Origin of the sequence: Brachybacterium hainanense, from assembly GCF_042434575.1 — a bacterium.
GTDB lineage: Bacteria > Actinomycetota > Actinomycetes > Actinomycetales > Dermabacteraceae > Brachybacterium > Brachybacterium hainanense.
In genome coordinates, this window is record NZ_JBHLSV010000015.1 from 12441 (window position 1) to 31734 (window position 19294).

Annotated in this window: 21 protein-coding genes and 1 tRNA gene; 5 read left to right on the forward strand and 17 right to left on the reverse strand. The window is 72.0% G+C overall.

Going from position 1 to position 19294, the window contains the following annotated elements; translation table 11 throughout:
* Positions 1–8: 8 nt before the first annotated feature.
* Positions 9–1028 (reverse strand): methyltransferase, encoded by a 1020-nt coding sequence (locus ACFFF6_RS12490; RefSeq protein ID WP_376981186.1) that lies wholly within the window; start codon positions 1026–1028, stop codon positions 9–11.
* Between the two features lie 134 nt (positions 1029–1162).
* Between ACFFF6_RS12490 and ACFFF6_RS12495 the strand changes: the two genes are divergently transcribed.
* A complete protein-coding gene (locus ACFFF6_RS12495) occupies positions 1163–1954 on the forward strand; it encodes a ParA family protein (protein WP_376981187.1) in 792 nt (263 codons plus the stop codon).
* Between the two features lie 108 nt (positions 1955–2062).
* On the opposite strand, the gene ACFFF6_RS12500 is transcribed toward ACFFF6_RS12495, so the two are convergent.
* The 10 genes from ACFFF6_RS12500 to ACFFF6_RS12545 form a co-directional block, all read right to left on the reverse strand.
* Entirely contained in the window at positions 2063–2647 is a 585-nt protein-coding gene (locus ACFFF6_RS12500) for a MerR family transcriptional regulator (protein WP_376981189.1), read from the reverse strand.
* A gap of 152 nt (positions 2648–2799) precedes the next feature.
* Positions 2800–3495, reverse strand: coding sequence for a transcriptional regulator FtsR (gene ftsR / locus ACFFF6_RS12505; protein WP_376981191.1), 696 nt, complete (start codon positions 3493–3495; stop codon positions 2800–2802).
* A 3-nt stretch (positions 3496–3498) separates the two neighbouring features.
* Complete coding sequence (locus ACFFF6_RS12510) at positions 3499–3936, reverse strand: FHA domain-containing protein (RefSeq protein WP_376981193.1); 438 nt, start codon at positions 3934–3936, stop codon at positions 3499–3501.
* Between the two features lie 133 nt (positions 3937–4069).
* Positions 4070–4822 carry a DUF881 domain-containing protein gene (locus ACFFF6_RS12515; protein ID WP_376981195.1) on the reverse strand — a complete coding sequence of 251 codons (753 nt, stop codon included), beginning with the start codon at positions 4820–4822 and terminating at the stop codon, positions 4070–4072.
* Positions 4819–5151 (reverse strand): small basic family protein, encoded by a 333-nt coding sequence (locus ACFFF6_RS12520; RefSeq protein ID WP_376981197.1) that lies wholly within the window; start codon positions 5149–5151, stop codon positions 4819–4821. Before ACFFF6_RS12520 ends, ACFFF6_RS12515 begins: the two co-directional genes overlap by 4 nt.
* Positions 5148–6059, reverse strand: coding sequence for a DUF881 domain-containing protein (locus tag ACFFF6_RS12525; RefSeq protein ID WP_376981199.1), 912 nt, complete (start codon positions 6057–6059; stop codon positions 5148–5150). The genes ACFFF6_RS12520 and ACFFF6_RS12525 overlap by 4 nt, the downstream gene beginning before the upstream one ends.
* Positions 6060–6315: 256 nt before the next feature.
* Positions 6316–6389, reverse strand: a tRNA-Pro gene (locus ACFFF6_RS12530).
* Between the two features lie 212 nt (positions 6390–6601).
* Complete coding sequence (locus tag ACFFF6_RS12535) at positions 6602–6922, reverse strand: histone-like nucleoid-structuring protein Lsr2 (protein WP_376981201.1); 321 nt, start codon at positions 6920–6922, stop codon at positions 6602–6604.
* A 320-nt stretch (positions 6923–7242) separates the two neighbouring features.
* The gene (locus tag ACFFF6_RS12540; RefSeq protein WP_376981203.1) at positions 7243–7932 is read right to left on the reverse strand and encodes a response regulator transcription factor; all 690 of its coding nucleotides are present in this window, start codon (positions 7930–7932) and stop codon (positions 7243–7245) included.
* Entirely contained in the window at positions 7922–9097 is a 1176-nt protein-coding gene (locus tag ACFFF6_RS12545; RefSeq protein WP_376981205.1) for a sensor histidine kinase, read from the reverse strand. The genes ACFFF6_RS12540 and ACFFF6_RS12545 overlap by 11 nt, the downstream gene beginning before the upstream one ends.
* Positions 9098–9309: 212 nt before the next feature.
* On the opposite strand from ACFFF6_RS12545, the gene ACFFF6_RS12550 reads away from it, so the two are divergent.
* The gene (locus ACFFF6_RS12550; protein ID WP_376981207.1) at positions 9310–9981 is read left to right on the forward strand and encodes a DedA family protein; all 672 of its coding nucleotides are present in this window, start codon (positions 9310–9312) and stop codon (positions 9979–9981) included.
* Here the strand turns inward: ACFFF6_RS12550 and ACFFF6_RS12555 are convergent.
* On the reverse strand, positions 9945–10445 hold the full coding sequence (locus ACFFF6_RS12555) for a universal stress protein (protein WP_376981208.1): 501 nt from the start codon (positions 10443–10445) through the stop codon (positions 9945–9947). The genes ACFFF6_RS12550 and ACFFF6_RS12555 overlap by 37 nt on opposite strands.
* Before the next feature lie 129 nt (positions 10446–10574).
* Between ACFFF6_RS12555 and ACFFF6_RS12560 the strand changes: the two genes are divergently transcribed.
* On the forward strand, positions 10575–11654 hold the full coding sequence (locus tag ACFFF6_RS12560; RefSeq protein ID WP_376981210.1) for an NADH:flavin oxidoreductase/NADH oxidase: 1080 nt from the start codon (positions 10575–10577) through the stop codon (positions 11652–11654).
* Between the two features lie 36 nt (positions 11655–11690).
* Entirely contained in the window at positions 11691–12578 is an 888-nt protein-coding gene (locus ACFFF6_RS12565; protein ID WP_376981212.1) for a formyltetrahydrofolate deformylase, read from the forward strand.
* Positions 12579–12587: 9 nt separating this feature from the next.
* On the opposite strand, the gene ACFFF6_RS12570 is transcribed toward ACFFF6_RS12565, so the two are convergent.
* Both ACFFF6_RS12570 and ACFFF6_RS12575 read right to left on the reverse strand, forming a co-directional pair.
* A complete protein-coding gene (locus ACFFF6_RS12570) occupies positions 12588–13265 on the reverse strand; it encodes a response regulator (RefSeq protein WP_376981214.1) in 678 nt (225 codons plus the stop codon).
* On the reverse strand, positions 13262–14539 hold the full coding sequence (locus ACFFF6_RS12575; RefSeq protein ID WP_376981216.1) for a sensor histidine kinase: 1278 nt from the start codon (positions 14537–14539) through the stop codon (positions 13262–13264). Before ACFFF6_RS12575 ends, ACFFF6_RS12570 begins: the two co-directional genes overlap by 4 nt.
* A 120-nt stretch (positions 14540–14659) precedes the next feature.
* Between ACFFF6_RS12575 and ACFFF6_RS12580 the strand changes: the two genes are divergently transcribed.
* The gene (locus ACFFF6_RS12580) at positions 14660–15883 is read left to right on the forward strand and encodes an acyltransferase family protein (protein WP_376981218.1); all 1224 of its coding nucleotides are present in this window, start codon (positions 14660–14662) and stop codon (positions 15881–15883) included.
* 103 nt (positions 15884–15986) lie between these two features.
* On the opposite strand, the gene ACFFF6_RS12585 is transcribed toward ACFFF6_RS12580, so the two are convergent.
* From ACFFF6_RS12585 to ACFFF6_RS12595, 3 genes are read right to left on the reverse strand one after another with little or no spacing between them, the layout of a single operon-like run.
* Positions 15987–16859, reverse strand: a complete 873-nt coding sequence (locus ACFFF6_RS12585) for a carbohydrate ABC transporter permease (protein ID WP_376981220.1) — start codon at positions 16857–16859, stop codon at positions 15987–15989.
* Positions 16856–17794 carry a carbohydrate ABC transporter permease gene (locus ACFFF6_RS12590; RefSeq protein ID WP_376981222.1) on the reverse strand — a complete coding sequence of 313 codons (939 nt, stop codon included), beginning with the start codon at positions 17792–17794 and terminating at the stop codon, positions 16856–16858. The genes ACFFF6_RS12585 and ACFFF6_RS12590 overlap by 4 nt, the downstream gene beginning before the upstream one ends.
* Positions 17791–19182, reverse strand: a complete 1392-nt coding sequence (locus tag ACFFF6_RS12595; protein WP_376981224.1) for an extracellular solute-binding protein — start codon at positions 19180–19182, stop codon at positions 17791–17793. Before ACFFF6_RS12595 ends, ACFFF6_RS12590 begins: the two co-directional genes overlap by 4 nt.
* Positions 19183–19294 lie beyond the last annotated feature (112 nt).

Here is a 19294-nt window from a genome sequence, read left to right on the forward strand (position 1 = left end):
GGACCTGCTCAGCCTGCCCGGTGCTCGAGCAGGAACAGCCGCGGGTGGTGCCCCTTCTGGAAGAAGCGGTGCTCCCGGCGCGGTTGCCAGGACCCCTGGCGGTCCAGCACCGCGTGCATGCGCGCGATCTCGTGGGTGAGCACGCCCAGCCGGGCCCCGGGGGCGGCGAGCTGATGCGCTCGTCGCAGCAGGTCCTCGAGCAGCTGCTCGTTCGTGCTGTGCTCGCCGTGCAGCGTGCCCCAGGGCGGGTTCGTGACGATGCGGGTGAAGTCGCCCTCGAGCGGCTGGGAGAGCACGTCCCCGACGATCCAGTCGATCCGACCGCGGCGTCGCGCGGCGCGCTGGTGCTGCCGCGCGGCATCGATCGCGACGGCGGAGATGTCCACGCCGACGGCCCGCGCCGGCGCCGCCGCGTGGAGCTGCTCGAGGAGCAGGGTTCCGGAGCCGCAGGTCATGTCGAGCAGCGCGTCCTCGGGTCCGATCTCCAGCAGGTCCAGGACGGCTGCGGCGATGGTCGCGTTCACGGCGCCCGGATAGTTCACCGTCCGCCAGGCCCGGGTCGCGAGGGGCCGCGCGGTCGTGCGCAGGAGCAGCTCCCAGCCGCTGCGGTCAGCGCTGCGGCGCACCCGCACCAGCAGGTCGCCGTCGTCCTCGTCGACCGGGAGGGCGGCGAGCTCGGAGATCTGATCGAGGATGCGGCGCATGTCGGGGGTGTCCGCCCCTGCCGCGGCGAGGCGGACGCCGTGGAAGTCGGGGCGCGGCGCGGTCCGACGGATCCGTCCGAGCAGCTCCCCCACCCGCTGCATCACCGAGGTCTCCAGCAGCTCGCGGGGGCGCCGGGCCGGGATGCTCACGGCCGCGTGCACGGCGACGACGCGGCGCAGGGCCCGGGATCCGGCGAGATCCGTGGTCCGCAGGCGCAGTTCCGTCGGAGAGATGATGGACACGTCGCCGAGAGCGGCCGCCTCCCGCTGCGCAGAGGGTCCGCAGCCCTCGAGGGTCTCGAGCACGAGGTCATAGGTCGGCATCGGTCCTCCGCGGCTCGGGACCGCGCCCCGGACGGAGCACGGCAGGCCGGTCCAGGGTAGTCCAGCGCGGACGGAGGACGCGCCCGGGCCCGGAACGTGCGCGGGTACAGGCCCGTATCGGTAGACTGGCCTCCGTGTTCACTGTGAGTGTCTGTTCCCTGAAGGGCGGCGTCGGCAAGACGTCCGTGACTCTTGGGCTCGCCTCGGCTGCCCTCCACCAGGGTGTCAACACTCTGGTGATCGATCTGGACCCTCAGGGGGATACGACCCTGGGCCTGCTGGGCGAGCCGGCCACGAGCACGGATGTCGCAGACGTGCTCTCCGCTCCTCGCACCGAGACCGTGGACCGGGCCATCATCCCGACGCCGTGGTCGCAGGGGGCCTCCTCGCACCTGGACATCATCCCGGGCGGGCATCGGTCCGTCCTCGTGGACACCCCGGCCCCGGGCCCGAAGGACATCCGCCGGCTGCGCGACGCGCTGGACAAGCGCACCCACCAGTGGGACCTCGTCCTCATCGACTGCCCGCCCTCGCTCAACGGCCTGACCCAGATGGCGCTCGCCGCCTCCGACCGCTCCCTCGTCGTGGCGGAGCCCGGCTTCTTCGCGGTCACCGCGGCGGACCGGGCGCTCAAGCTCGCCTACGAGATGCGCGAGGAGAAGCTCGCCCCCCGCCTCCAGCCCCTCGGGCTGGTCGTCAACCGCTATCGTCCCCGCTCGGTCGAGCACCAGTACCGTCTCGCGGAGCTGCGCGAGCTCTTCGGGGACCGAGTCCTCGAACCCGTCATCGAGGAGCGCGTCGGACTGCAGCAGGCCCAGGGCGGCGCCGTGCCGCTGCACCAGTACCAGGGCGCGAGCGGCAAGCGTCTGACGGAGGACTTCGACGCGCTGCTGAAGGTCGTCCTCGACTCCCGTCAGCACAGCTGACCCTCGCCGCGCGGCGTCCGGCCCCGCGCGGTCCCCGTTCATCATGAGGACGAGGCGAGCACCCTTCCCCAGGTGCTCGCCTCGTCCGGTTCGAGGGTCCGTGCGGACTCAGCCCGCCTGACGGGAGCGCCGCCGCGCTGCGAGCTCGTCGTGCAGGGCCACGGCCTGGTCGTCGGCGGGATCGACGCTGGGCAGGCAGGACAGCTCCGTCTCGACCTCGCGCCACACGCGGCCCACGGCGATGCCGAACACTCCCTGTCCGCCCTGGATCAGGTCGAACATGTCCTGGGCGCTCGTGCACTCGTACACCGAGGCGCCATCGCTCATGAGGGTGATCTGGGCGAGGTCGTCGATGCCGCGCTCCCGCAGCGCGCCCACGGCGATGCGGATCTGCTGGAGGGAGACGCCGGTGTCCAGAAGGCGCTTGACGACCTTCAGGACGAGCACGTCGCGGAAGCCGTACAGACGCTGGCTCCCGGATCCGGAGGCGCCGCGGACGCTGGGCTCGACCAGGCCGGTGCGCGCCCAGTAGTCCAGCTGGCGATAGGTGATCCCCGCGGCCTTGCAGGCGGCCGGGCCGCGATAGCCGAGCTCTCCGGGGGTGTCGACGACGTCGTCGAACAGCACGCCCTGCGCGGGCTCCGCGGGCACGGTCGACTGCACGGTGCGGTCCTCACGGGATTCGTGGGTCACGATGGCCTCCAGGTGTCGGCTCTCGACGGGGAAGGATGAGAGCGCACGACCAGATTAGCGCGGACCGGCGACGTCCGGAGGAGGGCTCGCCGGGACGAGGTCACGAACCGGTCTCGGAGCGCGGGCATCCGCCCTCCCGGAGCGGCTTCCCCTCAGCTGCGGCGCAGCCGTGCGCGCAGCAGCGCGCTGTGCAGGGTGATCATCGATTCCCCGAGGTCACGGACCAGATCCTCCACCTCGCCCCGCGAGGCCGGGTCCCCGGGACGCGAGCGGGGCCGGGCCACCGAGTCGATCATGTGCGCCTCGCGCTCCGCGGAGGTGCGCAGCATCACGAGGTGCCGCGGATGCAGCCCCTCGTCGGCGAGGCGACGGGCGGCCTTCACGATCTCCAGCTCGGTGCCGCCGAAGAAGAGCAGACCCGCCTCGATCATCCCGAACTGCTCCAGCTCGTCGAGGAAGTCGTCGTCCACCTGCGCCTCGAGCATGAGCCCGCGGCGGTCCAGGCGGACGGGACGCAGCTGCGCCGAGGGGCCGGGCCGGGAGGCGATCGAGGTGACGTCCGAGCCGTCGGCTCCGTGCTCGAGCAGATGCTCCTTGATCACCTTGAGAGGCCAGAAGCGGTCCCGCTGCGCACGCAGGACGAACAGGAGGGTGTCCACGTCGTCCCGGGAGTACTTGCGGTAGCCGCTCGGGGTGCGCTCGGGGCTGATGAGCCCTTCGGCCTCGAGGTAGTGGAGCTTCGAATGCGACAGCTCGGGGAACTCCTCCTGGAGCTGCGCGAGGACCTGTCCGATGCTCAGCCGTGCTCCGCCCCCGACGCCCGGCCGGCGGTTCGCGGAGGCCGGCACGGCTCAGGCCTTCCCGTGGAAGGGGTGGAACGTGAGGCGGTACTTCCCGATCTGGACCTCCTGGCCCGCCACGAGCCGTGCCTCCTCGACCCGCTCCTTGCTCACATACGTGCCGTTCAGCGAGCCCTGATCACGGACGACGAAACCGTCGCCCGCACGGAGGAAGGCCGCATGCCTGCGGGAGACCGTCACGTCGTCCAGGAAGATCTCGCTGCGGGGGTCGCGGCCCGCGACGGTGCTGTCCGCGTCCAGGAGGAAGCGGGCGCCCAGGTTCGGACCCTTGCGGACGATGAGCAGGGCGCTGCCCTCCGGAAGGGCCTCGATCGCGGCGCGGTCCTGGGGGCTGAGTCCGTACTCGGCGTCCTCGACGGCATCGGGGAAGGAGATGGCGGTGAGCTTCGACGTCTGATCGAGACGATCGCTGTGCTGGCTGTCGCTCATGGTGATCGCATCCTTCCGTGGTGCAGATGGGGGCATCGCCCCGGACCCCGGGTCGCACGCCTGTGCGACCATCATCCCACGTCGAACCATGTGCATGCAGTCGGTCGGCCCGCGCGAGAGCAGGATTTGACGATCACTTGACCGGGCGAGCCGCCTCGGGGCTGCGCGGGTCGGCGATCGCGTCGATCTCCACCCGCTCCGCGTCGCGGATCTCCAGCGCGGCGCCGTCGCCCTCGACGGAGTCGGCGGCGCCGCCGGGGATCAGCAGAGCCGGTCCCATCACGGAGGGATCGCCGATCGCGCGGATCTCGTACGGGGCGGTGAGACGCCGCCCGTCGACGACCAGACGGCCTTCGGCATCGGTCCCCACCCAGCTCCCGGCGGTGAGCCGCACGTCATCGACCTGGATGACCTCGGCACCGGCGTTGCGCAGCTCCTGGACGACGCCCAGCATCGTCGAGGGACGGAGCGTGCCGGCGGGATCCTCGAGGGTGAGCACCGCTCCCCTGCCCTGGGCCGGCACGGTCCCGGCGAGGATCTCGAGGGTGCTCATCCGCTCCTCCGCCGCCTCCTGCGCGGCCGCCTCGTCCTCCGCCCCCGCGCGCAGCGCCTCGAGCGTCGTGTCGAGCTCGTCGTTCTCCGCCTCGAGCGCCTCGACGTGCCGATCCGACTCGTCCAGCAGGCGCACCAGCTCGCCCTGGCTGAGCCCGTCCAGGGAGTCGTCGCTCTGCCGGACCTGGGCGGCGATCGACAGCCCCAGCAGCAGGCACAGCGCGCCGACGATGAGCTGGCTGGCGCGGGCGCGCGGGCGCAGGCTGTTGCGCAGCCGTCGCCACGCGCGCTGCTGCTCCTCGCGCGAGCCGGCGACGCGCGGCCCCTCGCTCATGACCGGAAGAGGCTGCGCCGGATCGCCGCAGCGTTGGAGAAGATCCGGATCCCGAGCACGACCACGACCGCGGTCGAGAGCTGGGCCCCGACCCCGAGCTGATCGCCGAGGAACACGATGCAGGAGGCGATCAGCACGTTGAACAGGAAGGACGTGATGAAGATGTGCGAGTCGAAAGCGGCCTGCAGCGCGGCTCGCAGACCGCCGGCGAGGGAGTCGAGGGCCGCGACCACGGCGATGGGCAGGTACGGCTGCATCCACACCGGCACATCGGGCTGCAGCACGAGCCCGAGCACGATGCCGAGGGCGAGGCCGATGATCGCGATCATCCGTCGTCTCCGTTCGTGAGAGGGGTGGGCGCGTCCAGGGGACGGGCCTCCTCGAGGCCGGTGCGGGCGCGGGAGGGGACGCCGACCTCCTCGCGAGCGGTCCAGCTCGATCCGATGCCGTAGCGCTCGCCCAGCTCGAGCACGAGCAGATCCGCCTCGGACCCGGTGTAGGAGGCCCGCAGCGAGGCCGGGTCCCCGATCGCGGTGATCGTATAGGGAGGCGACAGGGGACGGAAATCGACCAGGACGGCGTCCCCCGCGGTCCGGATCGCGGTCGTGGACGTCACCCGCTGGCCGTTCACGGAGATCGCCTCCGCGCCGGCTTCCCACAGGCCGTTCACGACGATCTGGATGTCCCGGTCCTGGACGCGGTTGACCACGACCTCCTCGGAGCCGGGCTCCGCGGGCAGCGGCGCCGAGTCCTCGAGGACGATCTCGACGCCCGGTCCGGCGAGGGCGGTCGTCCCGGCGACGAGCTCGGCATCGGCCAGCCGCTTCGCACCCACGGCATCCCCGGGCTCCAGCAGCTGCTCCTGCCGACTGCTGATCTCCTGCTCTGTCCGCTCCTGCCGCCCCTCGAGCTCTCCGATCCGGTCGCGCCGCTCCTGGACCCTCTCGACCAGCGCACTGCGCGGTCCGTCCTGTGCCGCCTCCGCGGCGCGCAGCTGCGTCGCCGCGACCGCGACCAGGAGACCCAGCGCGATGGCCAGGAGCAGGGTGCCGGCGCGCATCGGCCGCGAGTCGGGCGGAGCCGCCTCGTCGTGCGGGATGTCGCTCCCGCGCAGCTGCTCGACGTCCAGCGGGTTCGAGGTCAGCGCCCGCAGCAGGGATGCCGGCGAGTAGTCGGTCTCCCCGTGCGGGGAGCTGTGCTCCCCGGGGCCGCGCCCCTCCGGTGTGCTCTGCGCCATGCCGCCACCCTATCGATCGTCCGCAGGGCGCCTCCGAGCGTTCGTGCGCCGAGGGCTCCATGCGCCCCGCCTCGGTCGCGCAGCCGTCGCGACGGGGACGCCGCAGCCTCTGCGTGGACAGGTGCCCGGTCGCGGCGAGAACCGCCTCCCGGCCCGGGCAAGGCCTCCTCCCGGCGCCTGCGGTCGCCGCCGCGGCCGCGTCGATCCCGGAAACGACGAAGCCCTGGTGAGAAACCATCTCTCACCAGGGCACCCGTCGGGCTGACAGGATTTGAACCTGCGACCCCTTGACCCCCAGTCAAGTGCGCTACCAAGCTGCGCCACAGCCCGAAACCCTTCGCGGCGGAAGGGCCGTGATGAATACTAGCCCCACTTCCGCCCCGGATGCGAATCGAGAGGGACGTGACCTGCGGCACCCCGGCCGCGAGACCCTCGATCCCGTCCGCGCCGCGGGGGCCGCGGGCGTGATGCGCGACCCGGGCAGGAGCATCGAAGGGCGCCGCCTCCCCGGGGAGGCGGCGCCCTTGGTCAGGTGGCCGAGCTCAGTGCGCGGCGAGGTAGGCCTCGCGGATCCCCGCCGAGATCCGGCCGCGGTCGGACACCTCGATGCCCTGCCCACGCGCCCACTCACGGATCCTGCTGGCATCGCCCGACGGGGCGGAGGTCCCGGTGCCGCGAGCACGGCGGCCGCCGGTGCGGCGAGCCTTCGCGGTCCATTCGCCGAGCGCCGAACGCAGCTTCTCCGCATTCTCGTCCGAGAGATCGATCTCGTACTCGACACCGTCCAGGCCGAAGCTCACGGTCCCGGTCGCCGTCGTGCCGTCGAGATCGTCGACCAGCTCGACAAAAGTCTTCTTCGCCATGGGGTTCTCCCTGTATTGTCCACATCCGGCGGATGCTTCGGGGTTCTGCGTACGGCGTCAGCGTAGCGGGCACGCCGGGGAATTCGTCAACTCCGACACGAGAATGAGCCGAGATCGCCTGCATTCTCCGCCCATCGGATCCTCCGATCCTGCACGGGTACCCGGGCACGAGAGAAGAGCCGCCTCCGGGGCGTCGGGACGCGACTCGGCGTCGGCGGCCGGAGGAGGAATAGCGTCCGGCCCCGATTCTGCGCAGGGGACGTGCGGTCTCCGTGCGGCCGTTCAGGAATGCAGCGGTATCATGCGGGTCGCAGGACCGGTCAGGACTCCGCATCCTGCCCCTGGTGATATCGCAGCACCGCCATCACCCGCCGGCTCGAACGATCGTCGCCGATCAGGTCGAGCTTGTCGAAGATCGCGCTGCACGCCTTCTCGACGGAGCTCACGGACAGGTGCAGCTGCTCGGCGATCCCTCGGTTCGACATTCCTGCGCTCATCGACTCGAGGACCTCGAGCTCCCGCGGGGTGAGCCGGCCCAGCTGCAGCTGCTGCTCCGGCGTGGCGAGGAGCCCGCGCAGGACCGCGGGGTCGATGACGGTGCCGCCCTCGGCGACCCGGTGCACGGCCTCGAGGAAGGCGTCGATCTCCGTGATCCGGTCCTTGAGCAGGTAGCCGACGCCGGGGATGTCCGCTCCCAGCAGGTCGGTCGCGTACTCGCGCACGACATACTGGGACAGCACGAGGACCCCCACCTCGGGATGCGCGCGCTTGAGGGCGAGCGCCGCGACGAGGCCCTCGTCCGTATGGGTCGGCGGCATGCGCACGTCCACGATGGCGAGATCGGGCAGCGTCCGTCCCACCTCGTCGAGGAGCGCGGTCGCGTCGCCGACCGAGGCCAGCACCTGCAGGCCCTCGTCCTCGAGGAGGCTGCGCAGGCCCTCCCGCAGGAGGACGGCGTCATCGGCGAGGACCACGGTGGTCGCGGCCTCGGGGGCGGTCTCAGTCGTCATAGGGGATCTCCGCGGTGATGAGGGTGGGGCCGCCCGGAGGGCTGCGGACGTCCAGGATGCCGTCGAGCGCGGCCACGCGTCGAGCCAGCCCCTGCAGCCCCCCGCCCTCGGCGTCCGCGCCGCCGCGCCCGTCGTCCTCGATCCGGACCCGGAGGCTGCGCCGCGGCGGCGCGCCGCGGGCGGCGACCGCGAGGTGGATGCGGTCCGCCGCCGCATGCTTGACCACGTTGGTGACGGCTTCGCGCGCCACGAAGTAGGCGGCGGACTCGACGGCGGACGGAGGGCGCGCGGCGAGGTCGACGGAGAGGTCCACGGGGACCGGGGAGCTCCGGGCGACGTCCTCGAGGGCGGAGGCCAGGCCGCGCTCGTCCAGGGCGGTCGGGTGGATGCGCCAGGCGACCTGCCGCACCTCCTCGATCAGGGCCTGGGACTGCCGGTGAGCCTGGGCGAGCAGCTCCGCGGAGCGCTCCGGGTCCTCCGTGCGTCGGGCGCGGGCGATCAGCACGGAGAGGGAGACGACGTTCTGCTGGACCCCGTCGTGCAGATCGCGCTCGATGCGCCGCCGCTCGTCGTCGATCGCCATGACGACGCCGCGACGGGTGGTGACCAGGCGGCTCATGCGGGTCTCGAGGGCGTCGGCGCGGCGCATGCCGGGGATCCAGCGCCGCAGCACCCATGCCTGCGCCCAGACCGAGATCTCGGCCCAGCCGACGCAGGCGATGAAGGTGGCCGGCGCGTACACGATGACGACGAGGAGCGCGGACTGGCTGACGGTCCAGACCGTGAAGTCGAAGCGGACGGTGCCGCCGGTGAGGAGCTGGAGCACGCTGCCGAGCTGGACGACGACGAGCATCTGCAGGAGCTGGAGCATGATCAGTCCGGCGACCGTCGAGGCGAGCCCGTGGGCCACGGCCTGCGGGACGGACGGGGGCTCCGCGACGTCGCCGGGCAGCTCGAAGCGGAAGAAGCGGCGCAGGCGGCGCGCGTCCCAGCCGGCGACGGCCGCGAAGGGCCGCGGGATGCGCACCAGCCGCAGGAGGGCGGTGAGCACGAGCAGGGGTCCGAGGCCGATCCCGAGCACGATGCCCGCGACGGAGCGGACGGCCCGGCGCAGCAGCCGACCCGCTTCCTGCCGGAACGGCGTGGGGAGATCGTCTCGGGCCATGGAGCGGACAGCCTTCCGGAGCGGCGGGCGCCGGGACAGCGGCGCGCGGACGGTGGAAGCCTTCCCGAATCGGGGCCGATCCGCCAGGGGGATTCCCGTAACGGGGACCGCAGATCCCCGTCCGCAGCACGACGGCCGCCTGCGTGTCGGCGGGGCGGACGGCGTTCCTAGGGTGGCAGCAGTCCTGGATCCCTGCCCTCGAAGGAGCTGCGATGGACGCCCTGCTCGCCCTGATGGAGGCGACCGTCGCCTCTCCCTGGCTGTACGCGCTGATCTTCGCCGCCGCTCTCGTGGACGTGCTGCTCCCGGTCGTGCCCGCGGAGACGATGGTGATCGCCGCGGGCGCCTTCGCCGCGGCGGGAACCGTCGATCCCGCGGCGCTGATCGCGGCCTCCGCGGGCGGGGCGCTCTGCGGCGACCTGCTGGCGCATCAGCTGGGCCGCGGAGCGGGAGGGCTCGCGTGTCGCCTGCGGCAGCTGCGGGGCGTGCGGGCCCTGCTGGACTGGGCGGAGCGAGGGCTCGCCGAGCGCGGGGGCGCGGTCATCATCGGCGGGAGGTTCCTCCCGGGCGGACGCACGGCGGTCGGCCTCACGAGCGGGATCGTCCGGTATCCGCGGGCCCGCTTCGCGGCCTTCACGGCCGTCGCCGGTGTGCTGTGGTCGCTGTACAGCGTCGGGATCGGCATGGCGGGCGGCGCGATGTTCGCGCACGACCCGCTGGTCGGGGTGGCGCTGGGCATCGGGATCGCGGTGCTGGTGGGCGGCGCCGCCGAGCTGCTGCGGATGCGACGCATGCGGCAGTCCGCGCGCACCGGCCGACCGCGGACCGGGGCGTCGAGCGTCTCGCCTCAGTCCGCGCCCGCCCAGGGCAGCTGCGTGCCGTGAGGCTTGGGGTCCAGGGGGACGACCACCACGGGCCGATGCTGATGGTGTGCGAGGTGCACGGCGACGGAGCCGCTGAAGAACTCGCGCAGCGAGCCGCGCAGACCGGCCTCGCGGGTGCCGACCACGATCATCACGGCGTCGACCTCCTCGGCGAGCGCCGCGAGCTCGACCGCCGGGTTTCCGGCGAGCGCGCGCACGCTGTAGCTGATGCCGCGGTCGGCGAGGGTCCGCCCGATGCTCTCCTCGAGCAGGGGGTCGAAGGTCTCGGGTCTCTCGTCCATCAGCTCGGGGTCGATGGACGAGGCGATGATCGTCCCGTCCAGGCTCTGGGCCACCGTGTAGCGGGCGATGTCCACGCTCGCGCACACGAGGTCCGCGTCATAGCGGGCGGCGATGTCCGCCGCGGTCTCGACCACGGCGGCGGGCTGCCCGGGGATCACTCCGACGACCACATGAGCGTTCATGCGGGCATCGTCCCACACGCAGGAGACCTGTGTCACATGAGAGGCCGGGTGGGCAGCAGGAATACTTCTGGCGGTCAGAAGTTGTCATGGGGGTACATCCGCTCGCGACCCGGAAGCCGGTGCTCCCCGATGACCCACACCCTGTTCGAGCCCCTCACCCTGCGTGATCTGACCGTCCGCAACCGGATCTGGGTCCCGCCGATGTGCATGTACTCCGCGCGCGCCGAGGACGGCATCGCGACCCCCTTCCATCTCATGCACTACGGCTCCTTCGCCCGGGGCGGGGCCGGGGCGATCATCCTCGAGGCCACAGCCGTCGCCCCGGAGGCGCGGATCTCGCCCCGCGACCTGGGCCTGTGGGACGACGCCCAGCGCGATGCCCTCGTCCCGATCGTGCAGCTCGCACACGAGCACGGAGCGGCCATCGGGATCCAGCTCGCCCATGCGGGCCGGAAGGCGTCGACCTATCCGGGCTTCGACGCCGCCGGCGAGGGGAGCCTCGCACCGCAGGACGGCGCCTGGAGGACGCTCGCCCCCTCCCCCATCCCCTTCCCGGGGCTCGAGACGCCCCAGCAGCTCGACGCCGAGGGCATCGAGGCGGTCGTGGAGGCCTTCGTGAGCGCGGCGCGGCGCGCGGCGCAGGCCGGCTTCGACCTGATCGAGCTGCACGCCGCCCACGGCTACCTGCTGCACGAGTTCCTCTCCCCGCTCAGCAACGCGCGCACCGACGAGTACGGCGGCGATCTCGCGGGGAGGGCACGCCTGCTGCTGCGCATCGTCGACGCCGTCCGTGCCGAGATCCACGAGGGAATGCCGCTGCTGGTGCGGCTGTCGGCGACCGACTGGGTCGAGGGCGGCCTGGACGTCGAGGAGGTCGGGCAGGTGGGTGCCTGGCTGGCGGCGCACGGTGTCGACCTGCTCGACGTCTCCAGCGGCGGGAACATCCACCCGGCGCCGATCCCCGTCGGGCCCGGCTACCAGGTGCCGCTGGCGAGCGCGGTGCGCGCCGCGAGCGGTCTGCCCGTCGCGGCGGTCGGCATGATCGACGAGCCCTTCCAGGCGGAGCAGGTGATCGCCACCGGACTCGCGGACGTGGTGCTGCTGGGCCGCGAGATGCTGCGCGACCAGAACTTCCCCATCCGGGCCGCCCGGGCGCTGCGCTTCGACGGGCACTACATCACGCCCCAGTACGCCCGCGCGCACCGCTGAGCCCTCGCCCTTTCGGGCCCCGATAGAATCCCGGACATGGCTTCCACCCCGCTCACGCCGTCCCCCGCCCCTGCCGAGCACACCGAGTTCGTCCTGACCCTCGTGTGCGCCGACGGCCCCGGGATCGTCCATGGCGTGACGGGGGCCGTGGTCGCCGTCGGCGGGAACATCACCGAGTCCCAGCAGTTCGCCAGCTCGGAGACCGGCCGCTTCTACATGCGACTGCAGGTCGATGCCCCGGCGACCGCGGAGGAGTTCGAGGCTGCTCTCGCACCGGTGGTCGCACGGCACCGGATCGAGCATGTCCTCGATCGCGCCCGGCGCCCGCTGCGCACGCTCATCCTCGCCTCCAAGGCGACCCATGCCGTGAACGACCTGCTCTATCAGCGCTCGAGCGGTCACCTCCCGATCGACGTGCCCCTGATCCTCGCCAACCACGACACGATCGCCCCGCTCGCCGGCTTCTACGGAGTGCCCTTCGAGCACCGTCCGGTCAGCGGCCCGGAGGAGAAGGCCGCCTTCGAGGCGCGGGTCCTCGAGGCGATCGCCGAGCACGACATCGAGCTGGTGGTCCTCGCCCGCTACATGCAGATCCTCTCCCCCGAGCTGTGCGCGGCGCTCGCCGGGCGCTGCATCAACATCCACCACTCGTTCCTGCCCGGGTTCAAGGGCGCCAACCCCTACCGGCAGGCGTATGCGCGCGGGGTGAAGCAGATCGGGGCGACCGCGCACTTCGTGACCACGGACCTCGACGAGGGACCGATCATCGAGCAGAACGTGATCCGGGTGGACCACACCCGTTCGCCCCGGGAGCTCATGGCGATCGGTCAGGACGCCGAATCCCGCACCCTGCGCCAGGCCGTCACCTGGTACGCGCAGTCCCGGGTGCTCCTGGACGGGACGCGCACCGTCGTCTTCCGCTGAGCGCGGCGCTCAGACCAGACCCTGCTCCCAGGCGGCTCGGACCGCGGAGGCCCGGTCGGGGACCTGCAGCTTCTCGTAGACGTGCCCGAGGTGCGTCTTCACCGTCGCCTCGCCGATGCCCAGACGCGTGGCCACGGCACGGTTCGTGCAGCCCTCGGCCACCAGGCGCAGCACCTCCGCCTCGCGGGCGCTGAGCGCGTTGCGCGGCGCCCCGCGGCCCGTCAGCGCGGCGAGAGCGACGGAGCTGAGAACCGGGCGGCCGGCGGCCAGGTCATGGACCGCCCGGACGAGCTCCGCCCCGCGGGCGTCCTTGAGGAGGTATCCGTCCGCGCCGGCGTCGAGCGCGCCGATGATCTCCCGGTCGGTGTCGTACGTCGTCAGCACCAGCACGCGGACGCCGCTCCCCTCCGCGCGCAGCCTCCGGATCGCCTCGACGCCTCCCATCCGCGGCATCCTCAGGTCCATGAGCACCACATCGGGGGCATGCTCCGCGATCCGGGCCAGGGCGTCCTCGCCGTCCTGCGCGGCGCCGACCACCTCGATGCCTGCGTCCGCGCCGAGCATGGCGACCAGACCGTCGCGCACCACCGGATGGTCGTCGACCACGAGGACGCGCACCGGGGGCGTCGAGCACGAGGGGTTGCTCACCGGCCCCGATGCGCTCACCGGGCTCGCGGGGCCCGTCACGGGATCCTCGCGAGGAGGACGCAGCCCGCGCCGGGCGAGGCCTCGATCCGCAGCTCCCCGCCGAGCTCGACGAGCCGTGCCTGCATGTTCTCCAGCCCGTGCCCCCGCGCGGCCCGTCGGGGATCGAAGCCCGCGCCGTCGTCGGCGATCCGCAGGAGAAGTCCGTGGGCCTCGGCCGCGAGGGTGATCTCGACGGTCCGCGCTCCGGCGTGACGGGCGATGTTGGACAGCGCCTCCTGCGTGACGCGGATCAGCGCATGCCCGTGCGGGCAGGGGTCCGGAGCGCGGTCCGCATCGAAGGTCGCGACGATCCGATGGTCCCGGGCCCAGCGCGCCACGAGCTCCCCCAGCACATCGGTGAGATCTCCCGCCGCCAGCTGGCGAGGGGCCAGGGCCTCGACGGCGCGGCGGGCGTCGACGAGGCACTCTCGGGCGGCCTCCTCCGCCGTGGCGATGCGGCGCAGGGCCGTCGCGTCCAGCGAGCGGGCGGGCACCGCCTCGAGCTGCCGGATCACGCCGACCAGCCCCTGGGCGACGGTGTCGTGGATCTCCCGGGCCAGCCGGGTTCGCTCCTCCCCGGCACCGGCCTCCCGTGCGCGGCGCAGCAGCTCCTCCTGCAATGCCGCGTTCTCGCGCATCGCCTGCTCGAGCTCGAGGGCCGCCTGCTCGCGCGCCGCGACCTGCATCTCCCGCTCCTCGGCCAGATACCCCATGCCGAGGCTCAGCAGCACGTTGACCAGCAGCAGCAGACCGAACAGGGCGGGAACCGCCAGCGCCCCCTCTGGCCCGCCCGCCTGCCCCAGAGCACAGGTCAGGGCCGTGCCGACGACCGCGACCAGGACAGCCCTCCCGGTCAGGAAGCGCGGGGCGTCGATGTAGCCGATGAACGCGTAGATGCAGGCGAGCGGATTCAGCGCGACCGCCACGAGGATCAGGAGCTGGTGCAGGGCGAACACGGCGATGAGCCGCCGGTCTCCTGCGCCGCGCCGGCGCAGCAGGCGCGTGAGGACCGGGCGCAGCAGCAGCGTCGCGAGGATGGGCAGGATCGAGTGCAGCACCGTGCTGCGGAAGCCGAGCGCCCCGGAGGCCTGCCAGCCCACCCCGAAGGAGACCGCGGCGAGCACGACGGGGAGCCAGCGTTCCATGAACAGGGCGAATCGGCCCGTCGGCCGGGAGGGCGGCGGCACCGTCGGCCGCACGTCCTCGCGCGGCGCAGGATCATCCGCCGGGACCGAGGACTGCTCCGGCGGCGTCCGCGTGGAGAGGGCGACCATGCCACCAGTCTCCCCGGCGATGCCATGGCGCGCCACCGGTGCGGCATCCCCCGATCGGCGGAGCGCCCCCCGCCCGACAGGAGGAGGTGGGCGCGCCGGGGCGCGCGTAGCCTCGCTGCCATGCGATCTGCATCCTCCACCCCGCCTCCCACCCCACCCGATCCGGTGCTCGACCTCGCGGCGCCCGCCGGCTCGGCGTCGACGTCGCCGCGCCTGCACCACCTCGACGCCCTGCGCGGCGGCGCACTCCTGCTGGGTCTCGTCCTGCACATCGCACTCGGCTTCGTGCCCGGACAGTCCTGGCTGTTCGTCGACGCGGACCCGACGGCCCTCGCACTCCCCACCGTCTTCGTGATCCACCTGTTCCGGATGGCGCTGTTCATGATGCTCGCCGGCTACTTCGGCCGCATGGTCCTGCACCGCCGCGGCGCCGGCGCCTACATGAAGGACCGTCTGGTGCGGATCGGCCTCCCGCTCATCGCCTTCTGGCCGCTCGCCGTCCTCAGCCTCCCCGTGGTGATCGTGGTCGGCTCGGCGCTGCGCGGCACCGAGATCCCCACCGACCCCCGGGCCGCCCAGGAACCGGGGCTGCTGGACATGCTCACCCCGGGGCAGCTCTGGTTCCTCCTGCTCCTGCTCGAGATCGCCCTCCTCGTCGTCGCCGCGCGGGGGCTCCTGGTGCACCTGCTCGGCACCGATCGCGCCGGAGCGATCTCCCGTCGCCTGGGCGGAGCGCTCGCCTCCCCCGCGGGCATCGTGCTCGCCGCCGTCCCGTACGCGCTCGGGATGCTCGCCCAGGGCACCGGGACCGGCGGGATCCAGGAGCCGCTGACGATCGTGCCCGTCGCCGGTGCCAGCATCGCGTACACCGGCGCGTTCCTCACCGGGTGGTTCCTGCACGCCGAGCCCGGATCGATGGCGCGGATCGCCCGCGCCTGGCCCGCGAAGCTCGCGCTCGCGGTCCTCGGCACGGTCCTGGCCTATCTCGCCCCCGTGCAGGCGCCGGCTCTCGCCGCGGTGCTGGTTCCCCTCGCGGCCTGGGCGTGGATCCACGGTCTGATCGGCCTCAGCGCCCGCTTCCTGGACCGGGAGATCCCGGCTGTCCGCTACCTGGCGGACGCCTCCTACTGGATCTATCTGCTCCATCTCCCGGTCGTCGTGGCGATCGGGATGGCCCTGGGCGACGTGCCGTGGCCCGGCCCGCTCAAGATCGCTGTGAACTTCGCCGTCACGACCGCGGCGCTCGTGCTGCTCTACGACCTGATCGTGCGCAGCACCTGGATCGGCCGCTGGTTGAACGGGCATCGACGTCCGCGGGCGATCTTCCGGTCGCGGAGGCGATGAGCCGGAGCGGAGACGATCAGATCTGTGCGGGATGGCCGATCGTCTCCGCACCACCTGCGGCGCCCCTCGTGCCTCGGGCCACCTCCGGCCGGAGCGGAGACGATCAGCCCTTGACGCCGCCGGCGGCGGCGAAGCCGGTGCCCAGGCTGCGCCCCATGATCAGATAGAGCGCCACGACCGGCAGGGAGTAGAAGATCGAGAAGGCGGCCAGCTGTCCGTAGGCCACCTGCCCATACTGCGAGGAGAAGGTGTACAGCGTGACCGCCGCCGGCAGCTGATCCGGACTCAGCAGCAGCATGAAGGGGACGAAGAAGTTCCCCCACATGCCCACGAAGGTGAAGATGGTCGCGACCGCGAGGCCCGAGCGCATCAGCGGCACCACGACCGACCACAGGGTCCGCAGCACGCCCGCGCCCTCCGTCCAGGCCGACTCCTCGATCTCGATCGGCACCGCGTCCATGAACCCCTTGGTCAGGAAGATGGCGTACGGCAGCGAGGACGCACCCAGGAACAGGATCGCCCCGACCATCGAGTCCACCAGGTTGACCTGCACGAAGAGCGAGTAGACGGGGATCATGACGGCGGTGATCGGCAGGCCCGTCGCGAAGATGACCGTCAGCAGGAGGGGCCGCTTCGCGGCGAAGCGGTATCGCGAGAACGGATAGGCGCACAGCACCGCCGCGACCATGGTGACGATGGTCGCCCCGCCGCACAGGATCAGCGAGTTCGCCAGAGGGCGGAAGGTCGTCTCCGCGTTCCAGATCGCCTGGAAGTTGCCGAGGCTCCACTGATCGGGCCAGGCGACGGAGAGGGAGGCGCTCGTGTTGAAGGAGGCGAGCACCACCCACAGCAGCGGGATGAGGAAGACGACACCGATCACGGTGATGACGAGGTTCGAGAGCGCGTCGGCGGCGCGTGCCCGGGAGCCGGTGCCGGAGCGGCGCGGACGCAGGGAGGTTCGGGTGCCGGTGGTCATCGCTTGTCCTCCTCGGGGAGCAGGCGGAGATAGACGAGGGAGGCGACGGCCCCGATGAGCAGGAGGATCAGCGCGACCGCGGTGCCGTAGCCCAGCTGGCCGTAGGAGAAGGCCTGCTCGTACATGTACAGCGGCATCGTCTGGCTCTTCCGGGCCGGGCCTCCCCCGGTCATGATGAAGATCAACCCGAACACCGACAGGGTCTGCAGGGTGATGAGCATCAGGTTGGTCGCGATCGCGGGTCGCAGCAGCGGCAGCGTGATCGACCAGAACCGGCGCACGGGGCCCGCGCCGTCCATCGCCGCGGACTCCTGCACGTCGCCGGGGATCGCTCCCAGCGCCGCGGAGTACACGAGCATCGAGAACGCGGTGCCGCGCCAGATGTTCGCGAAACTCACGGCGACGATCGGGGCGCTGAACAGCAGCGTCTGCGGCGGCAGGCCCACCAGGGAGAGGAGCCCGTTCAGGCTGCCGCCGTCGGCGAAGAACGTGTACAGCAGGTAACCGGCCACGACCTCCGGAAGGATCCAGGCGGCGATCACGATCGACGTCATCAGGAAGGAGATCCCGCGGTGCGCCCGCTCCATGAGCATCGCGAGCAGCATGCCCAGCAGGTTCTGCCCGATGACCGCGGAGATCACGGTGAACACGAGCGTGAGGACGACCGAGTTCCAGAAGTCGCCGTCGGCGAGCGCACGGGTGAAGTTCTCGAGACCCACGAAGGACGTCTCGGAGGCTCCCTCCCCACGGATCGCCTTATCCGTGAAGGCGAGGTACAGCGAGTACAGGATCGGCCCGGCCATGAAGACCAGCAGCAGGATCGCCGCCGGAAGCATGGGCAGAGCGCGCACGAGCGAGATCCGGTCCCCGTTCCCCGCACGAGGACGACGGGGCCGGGCGGTGCCGCTGCGAGCGGTCGGTGCGATGGCGCTCATCGGGCTTCCTCCTGGACGTTCTCGGCGCCGACGATCTCCGCGACCTGGGCGTCATAGGCCGCCGCTGCACGGGCGGGATCCGCGGTACCGGTCATGACCACCTCCATCGCCTCCTGGATCGCGGCGGACACCTCGGGATAGGCGGGCAGGGCGGGTCGATAACGGGCCGTCTCCAGCAGCTCGGTGAAGAAGGAGACCGTCGGGCTGTAGCTGAGGTACCGCTCGTCCGCGGCGACATCGGCGCGCACGGTGATGTGGTTGTCCTCGATCGCCCGCAGCACCGAGTTCTCTCTCTCGCACAGCGCCTGGATGAAGTCGAAGGCCGCCTGCTTGTCGCTCGCGTGCTGCGGGATGGTCCAGCCCCAGCCGCCGGCGAGGGTCACGGATCCCGGATCCTGGCCGTGCTGGGTGGGCATCTTCGCGAGCGCGATGGTCTCGGTCCACTCCGGCCAGGCGGCCGGAGCGCCCTCGGCCCAGTTGCGGGAGATCCAGGAGCCGTCCAACAGGATGCCCAGCCGCCCCTCGGGCAGCAGGGTCGAGTAGATCGACTCGGAGATGTTGGGGTCCAGGTGCTGGGACAGCGTCAGCGTGAGCTCCTCCGCGAAGAGGGTCCGCAGGAAGGCCAGGGAGTCCTCGAAGCCCTGGCTTCCCGTGACCCACGTCCGCGCGTCCTCGTCGTAGAGGGTCGATCCCGTCCCGTACAGCAGCATCTCGAATCCCTGCATCGAGGCCTTCTCGCCCTGGGCCTTCCCGCTGAACACGAACAGCGGGGCCGCCTGCGTGCTCGAGTCGCGGATGGTCCGTGCGGCCTCCAGCACGTCCTCCCAGGACCGCGGCTCCCAGGGGTCAGGCAGGCCCGCCTCCGCGAAGACGCCCCGGTGGTACCACAGGGCCCGTGTGTCGGTCGAGACCGGGATGCCGTAGATGCGTCCGTCCTCGCCGGTGAAGGCATCCTGCGAGGCGGGGGCGATCTCCGTCCAGGGAGCCCAGGCGGAGACCTCCTCGTCGATGCTGCGGAGGTAGCCGGCCCCCACGTCCGACAACAGGATGAAGGAATCCTCGTACACCACGTCCGGGGAGGTCCGCGGGGAGGCCATGAGCAGCTCGTTCTTGGTGAAGTAGTCGTTCTCCGCGGCGACGATGGGCACGAGCTCGATGGTCACCGAGGGGTTCTGCGCCGTGTACGACTCCGACACGCGGCGGAGCATCGTCTCCATCTCGGTCCCGGACCCGAACTGCTGATAGGCCACCCGGATCGTGCCGGGGTCCCGGGCAGGGCCGGAGCAGCCGGCGAGAGCGGCGATCGGCAGCAGGACGGCGGACCCGGCTGCGATCCGGAGGAAGGTACGCCGAGCGGGCGCGGCGGGGATGCGGGGTGGGGCGGACATGGGTGGAGTCCTCCTCGTCGTGGACTCGCCCGGGGCGCGGTCGGAGCTCCCGGACCGAACGGGCCATCCACCCTACAAGCCCGTCGCCCGCAGGGCGGGGACGCGCCCCGCC